20 protein-coding genes are annotated in these 21,130 nt (G+C 47.2%); 11 read left to right on the top strand and 9 right to left on the bottom strand.

All coding sequences use genetic code 11. From position 1 onward, the window contains the following. Positions 1–318 precede the first annotated feature (318 nt). The gene (locus AB447_RS20650) at positions 319–1,188 is read right to left on the bottom strand and encodes a fructosamine kinase family protein (protein ID WP_048354287.1); all 870 of its coding nucleotides are present in this window, start codon (positions 1,186–1,188) and stop codon (positions 319–321) included. A 202-nt stretch (positions 1,189–1,390) separates the two neighbouring features. Here AB447_RS20650 and AB447_RS20645 point away from each other — a divergent pair, with 202 nt between their 5' ends. Then, positions 1,391–2,179: a formate/nitrite transporter family protein gene (locus AB447_RS20645; RefSeq protein WP_048406451.1), complete on the top strand. Its 789-nt coding sequence runs from the start codon at positions 1,391–1,393 to the stop codon at positions 2,177–2,179. Between the two features lie 87 nt (positions 2,180–2,266). Then, a complete protein-coding gene (locus tag AB447_RS20640; protein ID WP_048354273.1) occupies positions 2,267–2,656 on the top strand; it encodes a DUF1259 domain-containing protein in 390 nt (129 codons plus the stop codon). A 17-nt stretch (positions 2,657–2,673) separates the two neighbouring features. On the opposite strand, the gene AB447_RS20635 is transcribed toward AB447_RS20640, so the two are convergent. From AB447_RS20635 to AB447_RS20620, 4 genes are all read right to left on the bottom strand, one after another. Then, complete coding sequence (locus tag AB447_RS20635) at positions 2,674–3,993, bottom strand: NAD-dependent malic enzyme (RefSeq protein WP_048354272.1); 1,320 nt, start codon at positions 3,991–3,993, stop codon at positions 2,674–2,676. Positions 3,994–4,026: 33 nt separating this feature from the next. Further along, on the bottom strand, positions 4,027–5,424 hold the full coding sequence (gene nhaC, locus AB447_RS20630; protein ID WP_048354271.1) for a Na+/H+ antiporter NhaC: 1,398 nt from the start codon (positions 5,422–5,424) through the stop codon (positions 4,027–4,029). A 242-nt stretch (positions 5,425–5,666) separates the two neighbouring features. After that, the gene (gene aspA, locus AB447_RS20625) at positions 5,667–7,091 is read right to left on the bottom strand and encodes an aspartate ammonia-lyase (RefSeq protein ID WP_048354270.1); all 1,425 of its coding nucleotides are present in this window, start codon (positions 7,089–7,091) and stop codon (positions 5,667–5,669) included. A 20-nt stretch (positions 7,092–7,111) separates the two neighbouring features. Next, positions 7,112–8,101: an asparaginase gene (locus AB447_RS20620; protein ID WP_048354269.1), complete on the bottom strand. Its 990-nt coding sequence runs from the start codon at positions 8,099–8,101 to the stop codon at positions 7,112–7,114. A gap of 211 nt (positions 8,102–8,312) precedes the next feature. Between AB447_RS20620 and AB447_RS20615 the strand changes: the two genes are divergently transcribed. Beyond that, entirely contained in the window at positions 8,313–8,660 is a 348-nt protein-coding gene (locus AB447_RS20615) for a helix-turn-helix domain-containing protein (protein WP_046129361.1), read from the top strand. 68 nt (positions 8,661–8,728) lie between these two features. On the opposite strand, the gene AB447_RS20610 is transcribed toward AB447_RS20615, so the two are convergent. Next, positions 8,729–9,775, bottom strand: coding sequence for a lactonase family protein (locus AB447_RS20610; protein WP_048354268.1), 1,047 nt, complete (start codon positions 9,773–9,775; stop codon positions 8,729–8,731). 182 nt (positions 9,776–9,957) lie between these two features. On the opposite strand from AB447_RS20610, the gene AB447_RS20605 reads away from it, so the two are divergent. The 7 genes from AB447_RS20605 (at position 9,958) to AB447_RS20575 (ending at position 15,614) form a co-directional block, all read left to right on the top strand. After that, a complete protein-coding gene (locus tag AB447_RS20605) occupies positions 9,958–10,647 on the top strand; it encodes a response regulator transcription factor (RefSeq protein ID WP_048354267.1) in 690 nt (229 codons plus the stop codon). Beyond that, positions 10,644–11,624, top strand: coding sequence for a sensor histidine kinase (locus AB447_RS20600; RefSeq protein ID WP_048354266.1), 981 nt, complete (start codon positions 10,644–10,646; stop codon positions 11,622–11,624). Before AB447_RS20605 ends, AB447_RS20600 begins: the two co-directional genes overlap by 4 nt. Before the next feature lie 125 nt (positions 11,625–11,749). Further along, on the top strand, positions 11,750–12,523 hold the full coding sequence (locus tag AB447_RS20595; protein WP_048354265.1) for an ABC transporter ATP-binding protein: 774 nt from the start codon (positions 11,750–11,752) through the stop codon (positions 12,521–12,523). Continuing rightward, entirely contained in the window at positions 12,498–14,375 is a 1,878-nt protein-coding gene (locus AB447_RS20590; RefSeq protein ID WP_048354264.1) for an FtsX-like permease family protein, read from the top strand. Before AB447_RS20595 ends, AB447_RS20590 begins: the two co-directional genes overlap by 26 nt. A 6-nt stretch (positions 14,376–14,381) precedes the next feature. Next, positions 14,382–14,735 (top strand): YxeA family protein, encoded by a 354-nt coding sequence (locus AB447_RS20585; protein ID WP_048354263.1) that lies wholly within the window; start codon positions 14,382–14,384, stop codon positions 14,733–14,735. A gap of 119 nt (positions 14,736–14,854) precedes the next feature. Continuing rightward, positions 14,855–15,067, top strand: coding sequence for a hypothetical protein (locus AB447_RS20580; protein WP_193787113.1), 213 nt, complete (start codon positions 14,855–14,857; stop codon positions 15,065–15,067). 298 nt (positions 15,068–15,365) lie between these two features. Then, positions 15,366–15,614, top strand: coding sequence for a hypothetical protein (locus tag AB447_RS20575; RefSeq protein ID WP_048354261.1), 249 nt, complete (start codon positions 15,366–15,368; stop codon positions 15,612–15,614). A gap of 37 nt (positions 15,615–15,651) precedes the next feature. Here the strand turns inward: AB447_RS20575 and AB447_RS20570 are convergent, their stop codons facing one another. Both AB447_RS20570 and pdxR read right to left on the bottom strand, forming a co-directional pair. Then, positions 15,652–16,482 carry a polysaccharide deacetylase family protein gene (locus AB447_RS20570; protein WP_048354260.1) on the bottom strand — a complete coding sequence of 277 codons (831 nt, stop codon included), beginning with the start codon at positions 16,480–16,482 and terminating at the stop codon, positions 15,652–15,654. A 63-nt stretch (positions 16,483–16,545) separates the two neighbouring features. Continuing rightward, on the bottom strand, positions 16,546–17,955 hold the full coding sequence (pdxR, locus tag AB447_RS20565; RefSeq protein ID WP_096891953.1) for a MocR-like pyridoxine biosynthesis transcription factor PdxR: 1,410 nt from the start codon (positions 17,953–17,955) through the stop codon (positions 16,546–16,548). 95 nt (positions 17,956–18,050) lie between these two features. Between pdxR and AB447_RS20560 the strand changes: the two genes are divergently transcribed. Continuing rightward, on the top strand, positions 18,051–18,599 hold the full coding sequence (locus tag AB447_RS20560) for a pyridoxamine 5'-phosphate oxidase family protein (RefSeq protein ID WP_172796377.1): 549 nt from the start codon (positions 18,051–18,053) through the stop codon (positions 18,597–18,599). A gap of 43 nt (positions 18,600–18,642) precedes the next feature. Here the strand turns inward: AB447_RS20560 and AB447_RS20555 are convergent, their stop codons facing one another. Further along, entirely contained in the window at positions 18,643–20,892 is a 2,250-nt protein-coding gene (locus AB447_RS20555; RefSeq protein WP_048406454.1) for a glycosyltransferase, read from the bottom strand. Positions 20,893–21,130 lie beyond the last annotated feature (238 nt).

Below are 21,130 nucleotides of genomic sequence, written 5' to 3'. Positions count from 1 at the left end.
ATTGTTCAAGATTTCACAAGATTGCTATGAAAGGTGACGCAAACGGTTACCAAAAAGGTGTTTCTTTCAAATTAATACAATAGACTTATAAATCAATCTTGAGATTACTTATATAAGTAATTTACACCGTTTGTTTATAGAAAAAAAGATCTAATTACCTAAAAAATGGGTCGATTTGTGACCGAATCTTGACTAAAAATCAAACGTTTTTTGACGGCAAATAGGTTTTATTTACCATAAAACTTTAAAAGGCCCGGCCGATCAATAAAAAAACACCCCTGAAAGGGTGTCCTGAATCTGTCACAATATCGGTATTTTTTAGCCCATATACCGTTTTACAATTCTTTCCGCATGAGGCAAGTAGCTTTCTCCGAAAGAATTCAAATGCATGTATACATAAAACAGCTGGTATAAAGGCCAAATGTCGCGGTTAAGCGGTTCTTTCGACGCCGCTTCATAGGCGCTGTAAAACCTCTCAGTGAAACCCCCGAACAGTGCGGTCATCGCCAAATCCATCCGGAAGTCCCCGTATAAAACGGCCGGATCGATGAGATATGGAGAGCCGTCCTCCCCCGTCATCCAGTTGCCTCCCCATAGATCTCCATGAAGCACGGATGCGCAGGGCTTGCCGGGGAGCCAGCGGGAAATCGTTTCCGCAAGCCTGACATGCTTCTCCGCCTGCCTTTCATTCAAAAATCCTTTCTTAAGTGCGAGCCCGATTTGCGGAATCAGCCTTTTTTCCCGGTAATAGGCCGGCCAGCTGTCATATTCGCCGTTCTCCTGCTGAAAGGTGCCGATGTAATTGTCATGCCCCAATCCGTAAAACGGCTTCTCCGTCCGGTGCATGGCGGCGAGCTGTTCGCCAAGCCTTTCCTCCGCCCCTGGAGAGCGGGTATCCTTAATATAAGAAAGAACAAGGAATCGCTCCGGATCGCTTTTGCCGTTATATCCGATCACGTCAGGAACGTTTACGGCGCCGGTTTTTTTCAGTTCTGCAAGTCCCATGGCTTCCTTTTCGAAAAAGTCGGCCGGCACTCCATCGTTTATCTTGACGAAAAGCCTGGTTTTGTCCGTATCCACGAGAAAAGACCGGTTGATGTCGCCCCCGCCTGCTTCTGTCATCCTCTGAACAGCATGATCACGTGCGGATGCCCGCACCGCTTTATCAATGATTTTCTTTACGTCCAATTCCATCACCCCCCACTTTATACAAAAAAGCTGAACAAATGAAAAGCGTTCGATAGGCTGTCTTCACTTTCTCATACTTATGGACGATTTTACCCGATGTATTTGTTCACATAAAATCCATAGATATTGTGAAATGCTTCACAATATCCTGCTATACTTATGTTCGTAATCTAAGATCCTTACTTCACGGTGGTGGTACAACATGGAAACCAAATCGCTCATGTTAGTAGAGGAGCTCGCATTGAAAAAATGCAGCATCTTTAAAGAGAGCCCGCTTCGCTATTTTTTGCGATCCATGCTGGCAAGCATGTTCATCGGGTTTGGCGTGATCGTCGCATTTAAAACGGGGAATTTTTTTTATCTTGAACAGTCTCCGTTCACATATCCGATTGCCGCGGTTACATTTGGGGGAGCCATTATTCTGATTGTTTACGGCGGGGGAGATTTATTTACGGGAAACACGTTTTATTATACATTTGCGGCGCTTCGCAAAAAAATGCGCTGGCTTGATGCCATCGGGATGTGGCTGTTCAGTTATGCAGGAAATTTAATGGGCGCCATCTTATTCGCAGGCCTCATTTTCTCAACGGGATTGTTCAAGGATTCGTCCGTCAACAGCTTTTTGCTGAGCGCGGCCGAACATAAGATGAATTCGCCGATGACAGAACTGTTTTTCAGGGCGATTCTTTGCAACTGGCTCGTCTGTCTTGCCTTTTTTATTCCGATGTCCCAAAAAGGCGACGGTGCAAAAATGTTCTCCATGATGCTGTTTGTGTTTTGTTTCTTTATTTCCGGATATGAGCACAGCATTGCCAACATGGCCACCTTCGCCGTCGCTTTGGTGACCGACCATCCGGACACCATTTCGTTATATGGGGCGGTTCGCAATTTAATCCCCGTTACATTGGGGAACATCGTCGGCGGAGCTTTTATGATGGGCTTCATGTACCACTTCGCGAACGCGCCGGGATCAGAGGACATGATCAAGTAGGAGCAGCAGTTTCCATTTGCAAAAAGCGGTATGAAAAGATGGGGAGACTCATAAAATCTTACTACTTTTTAAAATGGAGGTTCGGCCATGCAACATTTTCATACGCTTTGCCGGCAATTTGGGCAAATATTGAATGGAGAGGCAAAAGTGGAACACGGTGTTTGTTCTGTCAGCATAAAACGGAATATAAACGTCTCTGTTCAGGGAAGGCCGAGCCGGGGAATTGCGATGAAAGAAGTGATGTTCGAGTCGCTGGATCAACACGGAATCGCCTTGAATATGGCGGAAATCGCCATTTTACCTGAAGAAATTCCTCTTTTTACAAAACGGCTTGCCGATCAGGGACTCATCATCAGCGCTTTGCATAACCATTGGATCTTTACGAGGCCGAATCTTTTGTACATTCATTTCCAATCTGTCGAACCGCCCTTAATTTTTGCAAGAAAAACGGCAGCCGCCTTATCTGTATTACGATAAAGCAGCTGCCGTCCGTATTATCTCCCGCTCGAAAGCGTTGCTCTTTCCACAGCTTCGGCGACAATCTCATGAACGTCGGGGTTCAGCGGATCGGGTACTAAATCGCCTTGTTTTGTACAGGAAGCAATGGCCTCGGCTGCGGCAACGAGCATCGGATGTGTGATCGATTCCGCTCTTGCATTCAGCGCGCCTCTGAAAATGCCCGGGAATCCGAGAACATTGTTGACAGACCGCCCGTCTGCAGCATAAGCCGCTCCTGCCTTGAGCGCTTCTTCGGGCTCAATCTCAGGCTTCGGATTGGACAAAGCCAGAATTACCTGGCCTTCGCGAACCCATTTTTTATCGATCAGCCCCGGAACGCCCGTCGTCGCGATAACGATGTCGCAGCTTTCCATCAGCTCTTCAATGCTTTCAGCTGCGTGTCCGCCGTAATTCTCCAAGCGGGCCATTGCTTCCATCGATTTATCTGTTCCGACGACCCGTTTCACTCCGTACGCCATAAACATCCGGCAGATGGCAACGCCTGCGGCGCCGAGGCCGATTTGGCCGACGTGTGCCTGCTTCAGGTCGACTCCCGCGCTTTTAGCTGCCGAAATCGCCGCCGCAAGCGTAACAACGGCAGTGCCATGCTGGTCATCATGCATCACAGGGATGTCCAGTTCCTGTTTCAGGCGCTCCTCGACTTCAAAACAATGCGGAGAACCGATATCTTCGAGCAGGATCCCGTTGAATCCCGGCGCGATGTTTTTCACCGTCTGGACGATCTCATCAGGATTTTTCGTATCCAGCAAAATCGGTATGCCGCTGATTCCGGCAAGCTGGTCAAAAAGAGCGGCTTTTCCTTCCATGACCGGCATTCCGGCGACAGGGCCGATGTCCCCTAAGCCGAGAATAGCGGTTCCGTCCGTCACGATGGCCACCGAATTGCCGATTCCCGTGTAAATCTTTGCTTTTTGCGGTTCTTCTTTAATAATTTCGCACACGTTGGCGACTCCGGGCGTATACACCCGTCTCAAGTCTGCGAGCGACCTGATCGGCATTTTGCTCTTCATGTGAATCTTTCCGCCTTCGTGAGCGGAAAGGACGTCGTCAGAAACGGTATGAAGATGAATGCCGTCCTTTAAATTGCGGATCACACCAAGAATTTCGGTCAGCTGTTCTTCATGCTCGACTTGAACCGTGATGCTCCTCATCGTATAATGCGGCCCGACCTTGATCGTCTCGATCTCTCCGATATCACCGCCCGCCAGGCCGATCGCCGTGGTCACTTTCCCAAGGTTTCCGGGTGCTGAAGGAATTTCGATCATTAAATTGCGAATAATATTTTTGCCATTCATCACAGAATACCTCCAATGATTTGATATCAGCTGCTACTGCACCGATGAATCCTTTTGATCCGTATACCAGATGAATTTCCCGGTATATCCGTACAAAATCGCGAGTCCGACTGAAACGAAGCTCATCCACATGAACGGCAAGTAACTGAAGGTGGAGATGCCTAAAATTCCGGCCATATAAATCCCGTTGTCTGACCAAGGCACCATTCCGGATGTCATGGTCCCTCCGACCTCGGCGTTTCTTGACAGCACCCTCCGGTCGATGCGGAGCTTGTCATAGCTTTTCTCCATGATCTTCGGCGTTAAAATCAGCGAAACGTACATGGCGCAGCCAAACACGTTCCCTAAAAAGGCGACAATGAGCGTCGAAAGCGTTACATTTCCAGCAGATGTCAGCTTTTTTTGGAACTTGGACACAATTACTTTCAAAACGCCTAAATGTTCCAGAAGCCCTCCAAATCCAAGGCCGAGGATAATGACGACGACAGAGCTGAGCATTCCCTCGATTCCTCCGCGGTTCAGAAGCTGGTCCATAAATTTAATGCCGGTATCAATCGAAAAACCGCTGTACGCTGTTCCGAGCGCATCGGAAAAATTCATTCCCTGGAATACAGCCGCCCAGATGGCTCCCAAAAGAGCGCCGATTGCAATCGTCGGTACGGAAGGCTTTCTCATCGCCAGAAGAACGATGACGACGATCGCCGGAACAAGCATCCAAATATGAATGTCAAACGTGTTCTGCAGCGACTGCTTCAAAAACTCGACTTTCTCCAAATCAACGTTTTTACCCCCGTAAATAAATCCCGTAACGGTAAAGAGCACCGCCGTGATGATATATGCGGGAATCGATAAATACAGCATCGCCCTTACGTGGGAGATGACTTCGACTTTTGATAAAGATGAAGCAAGCACCGTACTGTCTGAAAGCGGTGATAATTTATCGCCAAAATACGCACCTGATAAAACGGCGCCGGCTACGAGCGGAAGGGGCAGTCCCAGACCTTCCCCGATCGCCATCATCGCAATTCCGGCCGTACCGACGGTTCCCCATGACGTACCTGTCGCAACAGACGTAATCGAACAAATAATGAGCGTGGCAAGCAGGAATATGCTCGGATGAATAAATTCGAGCCCGTAATAGATCAAAGTCGGAACAACTCCGCCGGCTATCCACGTGCCGATCAGAGCGCCGACGGCAATGAGGATTAATATCGCTTCAAGACCGTTGGTAATCCCTGTTGTAATCGATTTCTGCAAATCTTCATAACGGTGGCCCAGGCGCAGCCCGAGCAAAATCACCAAAAACCATGATATGAATAATGCCAGCTGTATCGGCAAATTAAATTTTACTGTAAACGAACAAACGATTGCTAAAAATGCACCTAATACAATGATAATTTCTGTCATTGACGGTAACCGTGCTTCTTTCAACCTGGAGTCCCCCTTGTTATTGAAACGCTTACAAAAAAAGCTACTTCAAAATAGTAAATTCTACTCAATTTTTTCCTAAAAATTTAACTAACAGAGCAAGTATACCATGAAAAAAGACAAGATGGTATCCTATTTTACCCATGGTATCCTTACTCTCCCCAACATTTTTAGTTGCAAGCGGAAACACCCTGTTTTTCTATCCCGGTAAAATGCTTTCAGCGTGTTTCCGCCTGCCTTTTTTATTAATCCCGATTTAAAAGTTCAGCCCCGGCAATACCCGGTTTGGTCATTTCATAAGGGTTCAAAATCAGATCCAGCTCTTCTTCTGTCAAAACGTCATTTTGCAGACACAGATCGCGTACTGATTGGCCCGTTAAAATCGCTTCCCTCGCGATTCTTGCGGCCGCTTCATAGCCGAGGTGAGGGTTTACGGCCGTAATGACGCCGGCGCTTTTTTCGACATATGCTTTCAGGCGTTTTTCGTTTGCTTCAATACCTGTCACACAGTGATCCGTAAATGAACGGAATCCGTTGTTCATGATGCTGATCGATTGAAGCAGGTTAAACACGAGCACAGGCTCCATGACATTCAGTTCAAGCTGTCCGGCTTCAGAAGCCAGGCAAATCGTGTGGTCGTTCCCGATCACCTGGAAGGCAATCTGATTGATCAGCTCGGCCATGACAGGATTGACTTTCCCCGGCATGATCGATGACCCCGGCTGTCTCGCCGGCAGGGAAATCTCCGCCAGTCCTGCGCGCGGGCCGGATGCCATCAGCCTTAAATCGTTTGCGATTTTGGACATGTTCATCATGCAGACTTTCAATGCAGCCGATACTTCCGTATAAGCGTCCGTGTTCTGCGTCGCATCGACGAGATGATCGGCGCCGACAAGCGGGAGGCCGCTGATGTCTGCCAGATGCTTGACGACATTTTCAATGTAGCGCGGATCTGCGTTTAATCCCGTTCCTACTGCAGTTGCGCCCATATTGACTTCATATAAATGCTGACGCGACTGTTTAATCCGCTTGATGTCGCGTTCGATGACGCGGCTGTACGCTTCAAACTCCTGACCGAGACGAATCGGAACAGCATCCTGGAGATGGGTGCGCCCCATTTTGATGACATGATCGAATTCACTCGCTTTTTTCTTGAAGGCGCTCAGCATGTATTCCATCGTATCGAGCAGTTTTTCAAGCAATTTCAGCGTTGAAATGTGAATGGCCGTCGGGAACACGTCATTTGTCGACTGTGACATGTTGACGTGCGTGTTCGGACTTAAGTGAATATATTCTCCTTTTTGATGGCCGAGCAGTTCGAGCGCGCGGTTTCCGATGACTTCATTCGCATTCATGTTCATGGACGTGCCGGCGCCGCCCTGAATCGGATCGACGATAAATTGATCGTGCAGCTTGCCTTCGATGATCTCGTCAGCAGCCTGGACAATCGCATCTCCGAGTCCTTTATAGAGGCGCTTCGTCTCCATGTTGGCAAGCGCGGCTGCTTTTTTGACCACGGCCAGCGCCTTGATCATTTCCTCATGAATTTTATATCCGGTAATCGGAAAATTTTCTGCTGCCCGTAATGTTTGAATACCATAGTAGACATCCGCCGGGATGTTCTTCTCTCCGAGAAAATCCTTTTCTGTCCGATATGCGGTCTGATTCATTTGTTAACCCTGCTTTCTGTTTAAATAATGATATCGTCTGCAATTGGTGTTTCCATGATTTTTTTGACCTCGTGCGGGTCACCATTTTTCCCTAAAGCCCACATCAGCTTAGGCACGATCGCTTCGGTGTTCATGTTTCTTGATCGGATAACGGCATCCTGATTGACTCTGCGGCCGACTTCATAAATGCTCATATCCTCTCCTTCCTCAAGGCATTGCGTTGTGATGACGACGACGATTCCGGAATCGATCAGTTCATTGACCTTGTCCAAAATGTTCCGTTTCTCAAACGGAATGCCGCCGCTGCCGTAGCTCTCAATGACGACGCCTTTATACGAGCCTTTCAGACAATCGAGGAACTCCGGTTTCAAGCCGGGATGCAGCTTGATCAGGCAAACGTCGGTATTTAAAGAAGTATCGAACGCAATCGGCTCTTGCTTTGCTTCAGGAACCCGTTTGTTGTACTCGATCTCCTGATCGTGGATGAAAGCGATATAAGGATAGTTGATGCTTTCAAAAGCATCATAGCTTTTCGTTCTTAATTTGATCGCTCTCGTTCCCAAAATGACACGGCCGTCAAAGACGACGTACACCCCGCCGATGCCGTCTGAAGCAAAGCGGACAGCGTCTTTAATATTTTTCTTTGCATCTGTCTTCTTAAATGTAATCGGCACCTGTGAACCCGTGATAACGATCGGCTTATCGACGTTTTGCAGCATATAGGAAAGCGCTGCTGACGTATAGGCCATCGTATCGGTACCATGGGTGATGACAAACCCGTCGTAGCGGCTGTAGTTCTCATATACCGCTTCAGCCATTTTCACCCAATGTTCAGGCTGCATGTTTGTACTGTCTATATCCATTAAAGATTGGCAATCTATCGTATAATTTTTATTGTTATCAGATAAATAGCTGAGAAGCTCTTCCGCTTTAACCCCCGGAGCGAGCCCGTTTTCTCCTTCTACCGAAGCGATCGTCCCGCCGGTGGTCAACAGCAGTAACTTTTTCATATGCTACACCTCTCTAAGAAGTATTTTAACGTTTTAAAGCATGATCATATAGAGCAAAAAGGCCGACAGATAAGCATTGTATACGCTTTATGCGTACCTTCATTGCAATTATAGTCCTCAAATGTGAAATAATCAAGAAAGATTATTCATTTCGCGTACACTTTTGCTCATAATGTGCTATAATCACTGTGTATCAAAAGGAGCGGAAGATATGAATTTAGATCGATTAACAACACTGAGAAAAAATAAGAAATGGTCATTGCAATATACAGCCGACCGCCTCGGTATTGCGAAAAGCACCTATGCGGGGTATGAATCCGGCTATCGCCGCCCTTCATTGGAGGCGCTTATCGAAATCGCTGATTTATTCGGAACCTCAACCGACTACTTGCTCGGCAGAATCGACGACCCCCGGGATGGGAAGAGCAAAAACGAACCGATTGAACTGACGAATTGGGGAAAGCACAAACTGGCGGTTGACGGGGCGCTTCTTTCTGAAGAAGACATCAGGCAGATGGTCGCGTTCATCAAAGTCAAAAAACAGCTTGACGCTGAATGAGCGGGGGCTTCCCTTTTCATACAAAAAAACTTGATTGGCCGAAAATCGCCAATCAAGTTTTTTTATTTTTAGCGATGCAAGAACTTTACGCAGACCGCTTCAGGAGCAGGGATGTTGGACTGCAGCAGCGTCAGCGTGCCCGTCGATTCGTTTCTTTCATATAATGTCAGCGTTCCTGTTTCCTGGTTGGAGGCGATCAAAAATCCTTCCGCAGGATCAAATGCAAAGTCGCGCGGCCATTCCCCTTCTGTAGAGACATGCTCGATCAAGGAAAGCTCGCCTGAGTATTCATTTACGGCAAACACGGCGATGCTGTCATGTCCTCGGTTTGAAGCATAGACAAATTTGCCGTCGCGCGTGACGTGAATCGCGCCGCCCTGGCTTTGTCCGTCAAAGCCGTCAGGCAAGGCGGAAATGACTTGCACTTCGCGAAATTCTCCAAGGCCGGGGTTATATTCGAGAACGATAACTTCATTGCTCAGCTCTGTCAGTACATACGCGTACTTTTCTTTCGGATGAAATTCAATATGCCGGGGACCGGAACCAGGCGCGACAGCGAGAGACTTCACTTCCTCCAGCTTTCCTTCCTTCAATTGATAGGTGATCACCCGGTCAATTCCTAGATCAACGGCAACCGCATAGTTTTCGTCAGGGGTAAAACCAGAATAGTGCGCATGCGCCTTCTCCTGTCTTTCATGCGGGCCGGACCCTTTATGCTGCACTTCTGAAGAGGGAGCATCCAAGCTGCCGTCTCCATCTAAAGAATAGGATGCAATCGTTCCGCTGTGATAATTGGCGGAAAGCACATACTGATTGGCGCTGTCGACGCTGACATGGCACGGCGACGGGCCGTCTGCGGTTTGCTTGTTGACGAAATGCAGATCACCTGTATTCCCGTCAACCCGGTAGGCGGCAACACCGCCTTGATCACCGTCATTGATCACCGCATAGAGCATGCTATTATCTTTGGCGATATTGAGATATGTCGGACTGCCCAGCTTTGCCGCAAGCTTTGGCGTGCTCAGCGCTTTTTTGTCGGTATCAAGTTCAAACGTATAGATTCCTTTACTGTCTGCTTTTGTATATGTTCCGATATAGCCTCTATATGTTGCCATTTGATCCTCTCCTTTTTACATTACGGTCGTCTATTCCCATTTTAACCTACAGAAACAGAATAAGCATGATTTGGTGTGCAAAAAAATAAAACGCTCACATGAAAAATATCTTTTTATGATATTCTTAAGCATGAAAGATCAATCGTCCGGAAACGGAACGTTTGTTTATGGGAGTGTGTCGTATGACGAAAATCATGATTGTCGAAGACAGCGAAGACATTCGGCAGCTATTGCAAAATTATTTAGAAAAATACGGATATAACACCGTTGCAACGCATGATTTCACATCTATCCTCGATGCTTTTTTGGAAGTGAAACCTGATTTGGTGTTGCTTGATATCAACTTGCCGGCATACGACGGGTACTATTGGTGCCGTCAAATCCGCCAGCATTCAACTTGTCCGATTATTTTCATTTCTGCCAGAAGCGGGGAAATGGATCAGGTCATGGCGATTGAAAACGGCGGAGACGATTATATAGAGAAGCCTTTTTCCTACGAGGTGGTGCTTGCGAAAATTAAAAGCCAGATTCGCAGGGCCTTTGGCGAATATGCGGTAAAACAAGGGGAAAAAGTGGTTGAATTCGAAGGCGTTCAGTTGTTTGTCGAACGTTTTGAACTGCGCTACCGGGATGTGAAGCACGAGCTTTCAAAAAAGGAAAGCAGGCTCCTGGAAGTGCTGCTTGAAAGAGGAGAAAAGGTGACGAGCAGAGACCGGTTAATGGAGAAGACATGGGAAACCGATACATTTGTGGATGAAAACACGTTAAACGTCTATATTGCGAGGCTTCGCAAAAAATTGCGGGGCATGGGCGTGCCCTTCTCGATTGAATCAGTGCGGGGCGAAGGGTATCAGCTGAGGACGGGATCATGAAGCTGTTTCTAAAAAACCATGCCGTTCTTATCCTTCTATTCCTTCTTCAGGGCGGATTCGTGTTTTTTTACTATTGGTTTGCCGGCATGCAGTCTTTTACACACCTTTTTTACGTCCTTGGCGTTCAGCTTCTGGCGCTGGCGCTTTATCTTTCGTACAAATGGTATCAAGAACACAGAGTCTATCAATGGCTCGGCTCTGAACAACAAGATACGGAAATTCCTTTTTTGGGGACGTCTGAATTTTGCTCAGAGCTGTATGAAAAACATATGGAGCTAAGCCGGTTTCAGCACCGCAAAATTCATGAGATGGAAGCCAGACTGGAAGACAGGGTGACCTACATGAATCAATGGGTGCATCAGGTGAAAACGCCGCTTTCCGTCATCAATCTGATCATTCAGGAAGAGGATGAGCCCATTTTTAAACAAATCAAAAAAGAAGTCCGGCAGATTGAATACGGACTGGAAACGCTCCTCTACTCTTCAAGGCTTGACCTGTTTGAAAGGGATTTTAAAATTGAAGCTGTGTCTCTTGGAAATCTGCTGCAATCGTTAATTCAGCGCTATAAAGGCTACTTTATCCAGCACCGCGTCTATCCGAAAACACACCTGCCCGCTGAAGACGCCGTCATTTATACGGACCGGAAATGGCTCAGGTTCGCAATCGGACAGGTCATCACAAATGCCGTAAAGTATTCGGCGGGGAAAAGCGACCGCATCGATATGACGATATACCGTCAAGATGGACGTATCGTTTTGGAAATAAAAGACTATGGGGTCGGAATTCCGTCCCAGGATGTAAAGCGGGTATTCGAACCATATTACACTGGTGAAAACGGGCGGCGTTTTCAGGAATCGACGGGCATTGGCCTCTACCTTGTAAAGGAGATTGCCAAAAAGCTCGATCATGATGTGAGCATCGCTTCTGAAGACGGAAAAGGGACAGCTTTTCAATTTTCTTTCCTTACAAAAATGTAAGTCTTCTTTAATAAAACCGCATAGCTCTTCCCCATCCTCCTTGATAAGATGTGTTTGCAGAAACAATCTTTTTCACGGAGGATTTTTTAATCCCCATCGACATAGGGCAAAAAAGGAGGATTATAATGACTGACATGCTGGTCGTTAAAAACATCAATAAAACGTATAAAGGACAAGTCTCTCATCAGGCGTTAAAAAATATTTCATTCAATGTCGAGGACGGCGAATTCACGGCTATTATGGGACCTTCCGGGTCTGGAAAAACGACGCTGCTCAATATGATATCAACCATTGACCGCCCCGATTCCGGCGACATTTTGATCCGCGGAGAAGACCCGCATCATCTGAAAAGGGCGAAACTTGCCCACTTTCGCCGCAAGCAGCTCGGATTCGTATTCCAGGATTTTAATTTGCTGGATACGCTGACGATCGGCGAAAACATCATGCTGCCGTTAACGCTTGAAAATAAACCGCCTTCCGTCATGGAAGAAAAGCTTCAGGCGATTGCTGAAAAGCTCGGCATCGAGGCCCTTCTCAATAAACGGACGTTTGAAGTATCCGGCGGACAAAAACAGCGCGCAGCCATCGCAAGAGCTGTCATTCATCAACCTGCTCTCATCCTCGCCGACGAACCGACAGGAAACCTCGATTCCAAGGCGTCAAAAGACGTGATGGAAACGATGCAGCATCTTAACGAAAACGACAATGCCACGATATTGATGGTGACGCATGACCCTGTTGCCGCGAGCTTCTGCCGCCGCGTCATTTTTATTAAAGACGGAACATTATTCAACGAAATTCACCGCGGCGCCAACCGCCAAGTATTTTATGAAGAGATTTTAAATGTGCTGTCCATGCTGGGAGGAAACGCCAATGACCTTTCTTCAGTTCGCTTATAAAAACGTCGTTCGGAATAAAAGGGCATATCTTGCCTTCTTTTTAAGCAGCGCGTTTTCGGTGATGATTTTCTTCACCTTTGCGATGCTTTTGTTCCACCCCGCTTTGGAAAAAGGCTATTTAAACAACATTGCAAAACGGGGATTGACGGTGGCCGAATGGATGATTTTCGCCTTTTCCATCCTGTTTGTGCTCTATTCCGTAAACGCCTTTCTTCAGTCGAGAAGCAAAGAATTCGGGATACTCACCATTCAAGGAATCGCCCCGGGTCAATTGAGGAGGCTGATTACAGCAGAAAATATCATCATCGGCTTGCTTTCGATCGTGACAGGGATCATCGGCGGTCTGATTTTCGCAAAAACCTTCTTTACGGTCGGCGCTTATATTCTGGAAATGGACGCTTTGCCTCTGTATCTGCCTTGGAAAGCGCTGGCTCTCACAGCCGCCTGCTTTTTCGTGCTGTTTATCCTGCTGTCGCAATTTACGGTCTTGTTTATTAAATCAAAAACCGTTGTCAAGCTGATCAAAGGCACCGGGAAAATCAAACCGGAGCCAAAACCGTCCCTTATCTTTTCGGTCATCGGCATCGGCTGCCTCGGCTCCGGCTACTGGCTTGCATTGTCCGACGAAATCCATTTTCCCCAAGCCGTCACGATCTTAATTCTGACGATCATCGGGACTTATTTCTTCTTCAGCCAAAGCAGCATTTGGCTGCTCAGGATGTTAAAAAAGCGGAAATCATTTTATTTGCGCGGAAAAAACGTGCTGTGGGTATCCGATCTTGTCTACCGGCTGAAAGATAATGCCCGCCTGTTCTTTCTCGTCTGTATCATTTCAGCGGTCGCCTTTACCGCGACAGGTACATTGGCGATTTACAAGACCTCTCTCGGAAAAATGGATTCTCAATACGAGATGGAGTACTTATCGAACAGCGGGAACACCAAAGAACAAGCACACGTTAAGCTGATTGAACAAAAGCTGAAGGAAGGACATTTTTCGTATACAAAGGAAGAGACAAAAGGTATCCATATCAGCTATAGCCAGGGAGATCTCGTTCCTCCGGTGCTCCTGATCTCTGAAAGCGAATTCCGAAAGCACTTCAAGTCAGATGCAGGTGAACTGAAAGACGGCGAGGCGCTGTATTATCCGAGCACCTTTGAGGCGAAAGACAAGACGGAAGTTCCCGAGACCTTGAACATGCTGAACAAAGATCTGAAGCCGGCAAATGAACGGCTGAAAGTAAAAGGCAAGAAACAACCGCTCATTTCGTTAGACAGCATCGTTGTCGTAAACGGCAAAACCTTTGAAAAGCTGAAAAAACAAGGCGAATCCGTCACACTGTACGGCTATAAGTACAGCCGCTGGAAAGACAGCCTTGATATCAGCCAATCGCTGAAAAACAGCATATACGGAAACTATGGTCATATCCAATTTCAGTTTGACGCAAAGGCCATTTCTTATTTCGATACTGTTCAGCTTCCAAGCCTGAGCCTGTTTATCGGACTCTTTATTGCACTTCTCTTTTTTACGGCATCCGGAAGTTTTCTCTACTTCCGCCTGTTTACCGATCTTGAGGAAGATCAAGAGCGCTACCGGTCGCTTGCAAAAATCGGCCTGAGCGAAGAGGAAATGTCGCAGAGCGTGACGATTCAATTGGCCATCCTGTTCTTCTTTCCATTCGCGCTTGCATCAGTTCATACCTATTTCGCGATGAAGACGCTCGAGTCGCAGAGTTTCGGTCATTTCACAGCTCCGCTTTTCATGACGATAGGCGGGTTTCTGATCTTCCAACTATTATTCTTTATGATCATTCGAAAAAGCTATCTAAAAAAATTAAAAGGATTTTTAAGGTGATAAGATATGAAAAAAATAATCTCTTTCATTGCAGCCGGTTTGGCTGTTGTATGCATCGGCTCTTTTCTGTTCATTCATAATGATGTAACAGACCGGTTCAATCCGCTCGTCCCGAAAGAAAACGTGTATGTCCAGATCAACAAAGAAGGTAAGCACCTAAGTCCGGGCGGCTATGAGTACACACTGGAAGGATATAATGCCGCCGGCAAGGAAAAAGAAGTAACATTCCTCGCCAGCGGCTCCCTTCGAAAAAACGCATATCTAAAGGTATATGCGAAGGGAAAATATGTAGAAACGTGGGAAGAAGTACAGCCCGGCGACATGCCGAATGCAGTCAGGGACAAATTGATAAAACAGTGAAAAAACGGCATATAAGCCGTTTTTTCTATTATAAACTATAAATTTACAAATTTCTGAAACTTTTTGACCTCCCGTTCGTATAAAAACAGAAGTCATATTGATAAGGGGGTTTTCATATCATGATTGGAATTATTTGTTTTATAATTGTGCTTTTCTTCCTCTACAACGCCATAACATCGCCGGACGAAAAAAACAGAAACAGCGGCTCTTCGATGTTCTTCTCCGGCGGTCCTGATTCATCCCACGGCCATCACTCAGGCGGCTGCGATTCATTCGGAGACGGCGGCGGTGATTGCAGCGGTGGTGGAGGCGATGGCGGCGGAGGCTTTTAAGACATGCCGGCTGCTTTCTCCATCTTCTGCTCCTGCTCGGTTCTTAGGCTGGATGCAGTATTTGCTGCAGTCAGCCGGGCATGTTCCGGAATTCCCTTCAAATTCTTTCACCATATACTCCAATATTCAGTTGTTTAACCGGACTTCCGATTGGGAATGATGTAAAGACAACGATCCCCACTCTTCAACCGATACAAAAGTCACAAAAAATCAATTTTGATACAAAACATATAAAACTTTCCACCCGCTTGTTCGATATTAAAAGAAGACATTTATGACAAGGAGGGGTTTTTTTCATATGATATTTTTACTCGTTTTATTCGCTCTGTTCATTTTGTATTCGTTCTTTTTTGATAACAGAAACGGAAGATCGCCTAAAAAAACAGCTGAAACGAAAACACTGGTCCGTCAGGCGTCTGCACCGCCCGCATTTTTAAGAGTGATCGAAACCGCACCAGGCCAGGCGGCAAGCCGGCGGCCATCTGATCGTGTACGCCCCAATCTGCGGCTTATCATGAACCCGGGGGAGCAGAACGAAAAAAAATAAGGAAGGCGGCATACGCGAAGAATGCCGCTTTTCCTTATTACCTGTTGTGTTCAATCGTTCTTCCGAATGCTTCCGGAGACATCCCGGGCGAGATGCGAACGCGATGCAGCGCATACAGTCCCTGTTCGTGCGACGCCGCACCAGGCTCTGTCGTCACGGCCATCTTGTAGCCTGCTTTCCCGGCCATTTTCAACGTCTCCGTATTATAGCGGCCGACCGGATAGCTCAGCATCACGGTTTGTTGGCCGAACATAGAGTCAAACAATGTTTTGGAACGGTTCATCTCACTCAATTGCCGCTCCGGCGTCAGCCCGTTCAGCTCCAGATGGCTGATCGTATGGCTTTCAATCGAAATACCGTTTCGGCTCATCTCTTTCATTTGTTTTTCCGTCAGATGATTCTTGCGGTCGATCGATTTTCCGATCATGAAAATCGTCGCCTTCATGCCGTATTGCTTCAAAATCGGATACGCCTTCGTGTAATTGTCCGTATAGCCGTCATCAAACGTAATCAGCACGGATTTTTTACGCGGCATTTTATCCTCGGTCAAAACGGTATAGGCTTCTTCCGGCGTCAGCGTATAATAGCCGTTGTCTTTCAGCCATTTCATATGTCCGCGGAACTCGGCTTCGGGCACCCTCAGGCTGTTTCCCGACGAGATGCTGTGGTACATCAAAATCGGAATCCGGGCGGGGCCCTTCACTTTTATCCAAGCCGGTTTGTGCCGCGTTGCCTTTTTTGACGGCACAGCCTCTTTTTGCGCCGCTTTCGGCGGCATTTCCTTCTCCTCTCCGCTTGCTTCATGGCTTGAGCAGCCATACAGCGACACGGCCAAAAGCAGCAGAAGTAGCATTCTCATCTTTTTCACACGTTTTCCCGCTTTCTTTTCTTTAAGTTACGTTCTTCATATCGGATTGCGGGCGGAAATTTTTTAACATTCATGCCACGCTTTGTGAAGCCTCTTGATCCCCTCTTCGATTTCCTTTTCTGAAAGTCCGCCGAACCCGATCATCACCGCCTTCTGCGGGCTGTCGTCACGATTCATCCAAAAATTTGCAACAGGGTAAACCTTTACACCGTGCTGTTCCGCTTTGTTTATGAAGTCGTCAGCATGGTGATTGACCTTTATGACAATATGGAGCCCCGCTTTTTGACCAACGATTTCTACCCGGTTTCCAAAATGTTTGTCAATTGCCGAAATCAATGTTTTATGTTTTTCCTGATACACTTTTTTCATTTTTCGAATGTGCCGCTCAAAATGCCCCTCTTTCATAAACAAGTACATCGCTCTTTGAAGGATCGGCGAGGAAGACTGGCTGTAGCGCCCAAGCTTTTCCCGGAACCGATCCGAAAGCACCGCCGGCAGGACGATATAGCTCATTCTTACCGACGGCAGAAACGATTTTGAGAAAGTTCCTAAATAAATGACGCTTTCTTTCGTATCAAGCGCTTTTAAAGACGGGATGGGCTGTCCCTGATAGCGGAATTCGCTGTCATAGTCGTCTTCAATGATGTAAGCGCCATTTAGGTGTGCCCACTCAAGCAATTTCAATCTTTTTTGGATAGGGAGCACCATCCCATACGGGAACTGATGGGATGGCGTAACATACGCCAGTTTCGCCCCGCTTTCGGCCAGCTGCGACAAATCGATTCCATCCGCCTCAAGACCGATTGGCTTCACTGTATATCCGTGGTTGAGAAACACGGAGCGAACGCCGTCATATCCCGGATTTTCCGCAGCGACCCGGCGTCCGCGAAACGAAAGAAGCTGACAAAGCAGACCGATCGCGTGCTGTGTACCTGAGCAGATCACGATTTGCTCAGGCGAACAGCGTACGCCTCTTGCTTGAAATAAATATTTGCTGAGCTCTATACGGAGGCCCTGATCGCCTTTATACTCGCCATACATGAATACGCCCGGCTCCCCGCTCTCCAGCACCTCTTGCAAACACCGTTTCCACGCTTTGAACGGAAAATGATCCAAATCGATATCACCGTATTTAAAATCGTATGCTGCGGCAGGCTTTTCACCGTTCCTGCTGCTGTCAAGGCCAATGGCACCTTCTAATTGACGGAGCGGCAGAAGCGGCTTTTCCAGAGGAAGCACTTTGATGCCGCTTCTCGGCCTGCTTTCCGTATACCCTTCTGCAGTCAGCTGCTGATAGGCGTTCTCAACGGTGTTTTTGCTTACATGTAAATGCCGGGATAAATAGCGTATGGAAGGGAGAATCGTTCCGGAAGGTATGCCGCCTACTTCAATTTCTTTTTTTATGTATTGATAAAGCTGAATATAGAGCGGAATGTTCAGTTTTTTGTTCAGGAAAGGAGTCAATTCTATCATCATCTGACCTCATCAATTTTTATGAAATTGTCTCTTTTTAAAGTGACAATCAAAGCCTAAAATCATGATAACACACGAAAGGAGCGTATGACGCCATGACCTATACAATTCGAAATCAAAAACTGGCCTGTACGGATAAAGAGAAGATTGACCGTTTTTTAACTGAAGCACAAATCGGCTACCTCGGATTGGCCGCTTGCGGTGCCCCCTATGTGATCCCTATGAATTTCGTCTGGAAAAACGGAATGATATATGTACACGGGGCATCTGAGGGACGAAAAATCGATATGCTGCGCGAAAATCCAAACGTATGCTTTACGGTCAGCGAACATTACGGCACGATGGTTCACCCGGTACCCGCCAAAACGGACACCGCTTATATGAGCGTCATGCTTTTCGGAAAAGCTGAGATCATGTCAGATTTGGAAGAAGCAACATCCGCCATGCAGGCCCTTCTGACGAAATACGTGCCGGGCTACTACAGCTCCCCGCTCTCCAAAGCCCATGTCGAGAAATACCGGTCGTCTCTGGGCAGCAAAACAGCCATTATTAAAATTCGGCCGTTCGACATCACCGCTAAAGAAAATGAGCTGAATTCAAAGATGGCATTTGCACACGGCCGGACCGTCCATGACGATCTGTAACAAAACAGACCCGAAAGCCTGTGCTTTGCGGGTCGTATTCATGTTATGCAGACGCTTCTTCGTCAAGAAACTTTAAGCCTGCCGTATATCGTTTTCTTTTCTTTTTTATCCAGCAGACGAGCGCCGGTCTCCGGACAGTCAGTTTGCCATCGATCGCCACCAAAACGCTTGTGCCGTTTTCAAGCGGCACATTTGTTTCGATTTGGCAGCCGGACAGACTGATATCCTTGACCGTTATCGGGTGTGATGCGCTCTCCGTCTCGTCTGACGGCGCCGAAAGCTGCAGCGCCCCCTCTCCCTGAAACGCTTCACGGATAAATTTTCTTTTAAAAGCGTCAGGGCTTTTCTCGGTTTTCATGAAAAACCGCAGCACCGTTGACAATGTATCCGCGCGTTTTTCCCGGTCGGCTCTTCTTGCGTATTCTTCATTGAACATATAGCCGATCAGCTTCACATACAGATCGCTATCCAATCCATGAAACCGCAGGCCGATTTCGATATCGTCCCCGCTTTTCGTCGTCCAGATCACCTGAACCGGAACCTTTCCGACCGTCTCGATCACAAAGGCGTCGGCCCCATAATAAATGTTAGATTCAGCCGTGTACGGCAGCCTGATTCGCGCGCCGGTATCGCTCACATCCACCAGTTCGCACGGGTGCTCCCCGTTTGAACCGGCCGCCCGAAAAGCCGCTGATTTGTTAATCGCAAAACGCTCAGAGCTTCTGAATCGCGGTCTGTCAAAGGCAACGAGCATCGCCAGAAAAAGGCCCGCCATATTGTACAGCATCCAAAATAAGTTATATGACGCCACATCGATGTCAAACGTTTGATGAAACAGATAATCATAAAGCGTTTTGCCGAGAGCCGCAATCGTCAATCCAAGCAAAACCGCACACGGATATGCCGTCGTATATCTGAATTTGCGCCGGTTTGTGCTGACTCCTTTCGGCGTGACTTTAAAGTCAAAACGCTTTTTAAAGATAAATTCAGACAAAGCCGACAACGCCAGATGCGGAGCCATTGACGTATCGTAGATATGGCTCCAGCTCATGCTGCGCTGTCTATCTGAAACGGCTTTAAACGAAAGGTATGAGCTTAAAAAGGCCGGGAGCCAAAAGGCGGTAATCGACCAGACGTCAGCATCGAGGCTGTGGATACCGCACAATAAAAACAAAATCGGAGTCAGTATGTACACCATTTTAAAAACGCCGAAAAACCAAAAGAGAATGCCGTCAAAATAAAGGACCCGCTGCATAGGAGAAAGCCCTTTCAACGTAAGGGGATTCCACTTTTTCCCACACTGGATGTTCCCCCTGCACCAGCGGTCGCGCTGTTTCAGCAAATCCGTCCACGTTTCAGGCGCCAAACCGACCGCCAGCACTTCGCTGACAAAAACGGCTTCAAATTTCGTTTCTAAAAGCATTCCCGTCGCCATATCCTCCGTGATCACCCCGGTCGCAAAACCGCCGATCTCTTCCAATGCCGTTCTTCTGAAAACGGTATTGGAGCCAACGTACATCACCGCGTTAAAACGGTCTTTTCCCGCCTGAAGCCTCCGCATGAAAAAGTCCTGCTCATTCGGGATATTGGTTCCGGAAAATAAGTTGTACTGGTAAGGGTCTTCATTATAGAACGCCTGCGGCGTTTGTACGAAAGCGACCTTTTCGTCCTGAAAATAGCCGACCGTCTTTTGCAGGAAGGAAGGCAGCGGGACCATATCGGCGTCCATCGTGACGATCAGCTCTCCCTCCGAACGGTCCATGGCGTGATTTAAGTTCCCCGCCTTTGCGTGCTCATTGCTTTCCCTCGTCAAATAGTGAACGCCAAATTCTTCAGCCAGCTTTTGAATATCTGTGCGTCTTCCGTCATCGCACAGATAGACGTTCACCAGTTCTTTCGGATAATCGAGATTAAGGCATCCTGACACCGTTTTTTTCAGCACGTGCCGCTCCTCGTTATACGTGGCGATTAAAATATCGACCGTCGGCCAGTGATCTTTGTCTTGTAATGGAACAGGGCTTCGCTTCTTTTCCTTCCATACGAGCGTATAAAAGATGACAAGCTGAAACAAGCCGATGCATTCGGTTGCAAGCAGGATCACCCCCATTGCCGTATCGAGGGGGCCGGTGCTCGGCAGCGTAAATCCGAACCGCCAGATGATATAAACGCCGTTTGCTGCAAGGCACATGATGATGAGCAGCTTTTTAAAGCGCGAGCTCGCTTTACATCCAAAAAAAGCGATTAAAATGAGTGCAATCATTGCCGCCGGATAGCCGTAAAAAACATATTCCATCTTTTTTCTCCTATTTGATTGTTATGTACATGTTTTATTCTCTTTCTTTAGCACCCAACTATATTAACATCTTAAGACCTATATTTCATCAATAAATAACTTTTATATAAGTCTATAGACCTTATAAAGAAGTTCATTAGCGATGTCCCCTGATTTTCCCTCAGACCATTTGACTTAAACGCCTCTTCCTCGCTGAGGCTGAATGACGGCCTAATAAACGGTTTTTTTCCAGAAAAAA

The organism is Bacillus glycinifermentans, assembly GCF_001042475.2.
Classification (GTDB): domain Bacteria; phylum Bacillota; class Bacilli; order Bacillales; family Bacillaceae; genus Bacillus; species Bacillus glycinifermentans.
This window is presented reverse-complemented; position numbering and strand designations above follow the sequence as displayed.

Excerpts from the sequence above, each read along its gene's own strand:
- AB447_RS20580 (WP_193787113.1), top strand. The coding sequence starts at position 14,855 with ATGATTGGAATTATTTGTTTTATAATTGTGCTTTTCTTCCTCTACAAC.
- AB447_RS20605 (WP_048354267.1), top strand. The coding sequence starts at position 9,958 with ATGACGAAAATCATGATTGTCGAAGACAGCGAAGACATTCGGCAGCTA.
- AB447_RS20560 (WP_172796377.1), top strand. The coding sequence starts at position 18,051 with ATGACCTATACAATTCGAAATCAAAAACTGGCCTGTACGGATAAAGAG.
- AB447_RS20555 (WP_048406454.1), bottom strand. The coding sequence starts at position 20,892 with ATGGAATATGTTTTTTACGGCTATCCGGCGGCAATGATTGCACTCATT.
- AB447_RS20600 (WP_048354266.1), top strand. The coding sequence starts at position 10,644 with ATGAAGCTGTTTCTAAAAAACCATGCCGTTCTTATCCTTCTATTCCTT.
- AB447_RS20595 (WP_048354265.1), top strand. The coding sequence starts at position 11,750 with ATGACTGACATGCTGGTCGTTAAAAACATCAATAAAACGTATAAAGGA.
- AB447_RS20615 (WP_046129361.1), top strand. The coding sequence starts at position 8,313 with ATGAATTTAGATCGATTAACAACACTGAGAAAAAATAAGAAATGGTCA.
- AB447_RS20590 (WP_048354264.1), top strand. The coding sequence starts at position 12,498 with ATGACCTTTCTTCAGTTCGCTTATAAAAACGTCGTTCGGAATAAAAGG.
- pdxR (WP_096891953.1), bottom strand. The coding sequence starts at position 17,955 with ATGATAGAATTGACTCCTTTCCTGAACAAAAAACTGAACATTCCGCTC.
- AB447_RS20645 (WP_048406451.1), top strand. The coding sequence starts at position 1,391 with ATGGAAACCAAATCGCTCATGTTAGTAGAGGAGCTCGCATTGAAAAAA.
- AB447_RS20620 (WP_048354269.1), bottom strand. The coding sequence starts at position 8,101 with ATGAAAAAGTTACTGCTGTTGACCACCGGCGGGACGATCGCTTCGGTA.
- AB447_RS20575 (WP_048354261.1), top strand. The coding sequence starts at position 15,366 with ATGATATTTTTACTCGTTTTATTCGCTCTGTTCATTTTGTATTCGTTC.
- AB447_RS20610 (WP_048354268.1), bottom strand. The coding sequence starts at position 9,775 with ATGGCAACATATAGAGGCTATATCGGAACATATACAAAAGCAGACAGT.
- AB447_RS20640 (WP_048354273.1), top strand. The coding sequence starts at position 2,267 with ATGCAACATTTTCATACGCTTTGCCGGCAATTTGGGCAAATATTGAAT.
- aspA (WP_048354270.1), bottom strand. The coding sequence starts at position 7,091 with ATGAATCAGACCGCATATCGGACAGAAAAGGATTTTCTCGGAGAGAAG.
- AB447_RS20585 (WP_048354263.1), top strand. The coding sequence starts at position 14,382 with ATGAAAAAAATAATCTCTTTCATTGCAGCCGGTTTGGCTGTTGTATGC.
- AB447_RS20635 (WP_048354272.1), bottom strand. The coding sequence starts at position 3,993 with ATGAATGGCAAAAATATTATTCGCAATTTAATGATCGAAATTCCTTCA.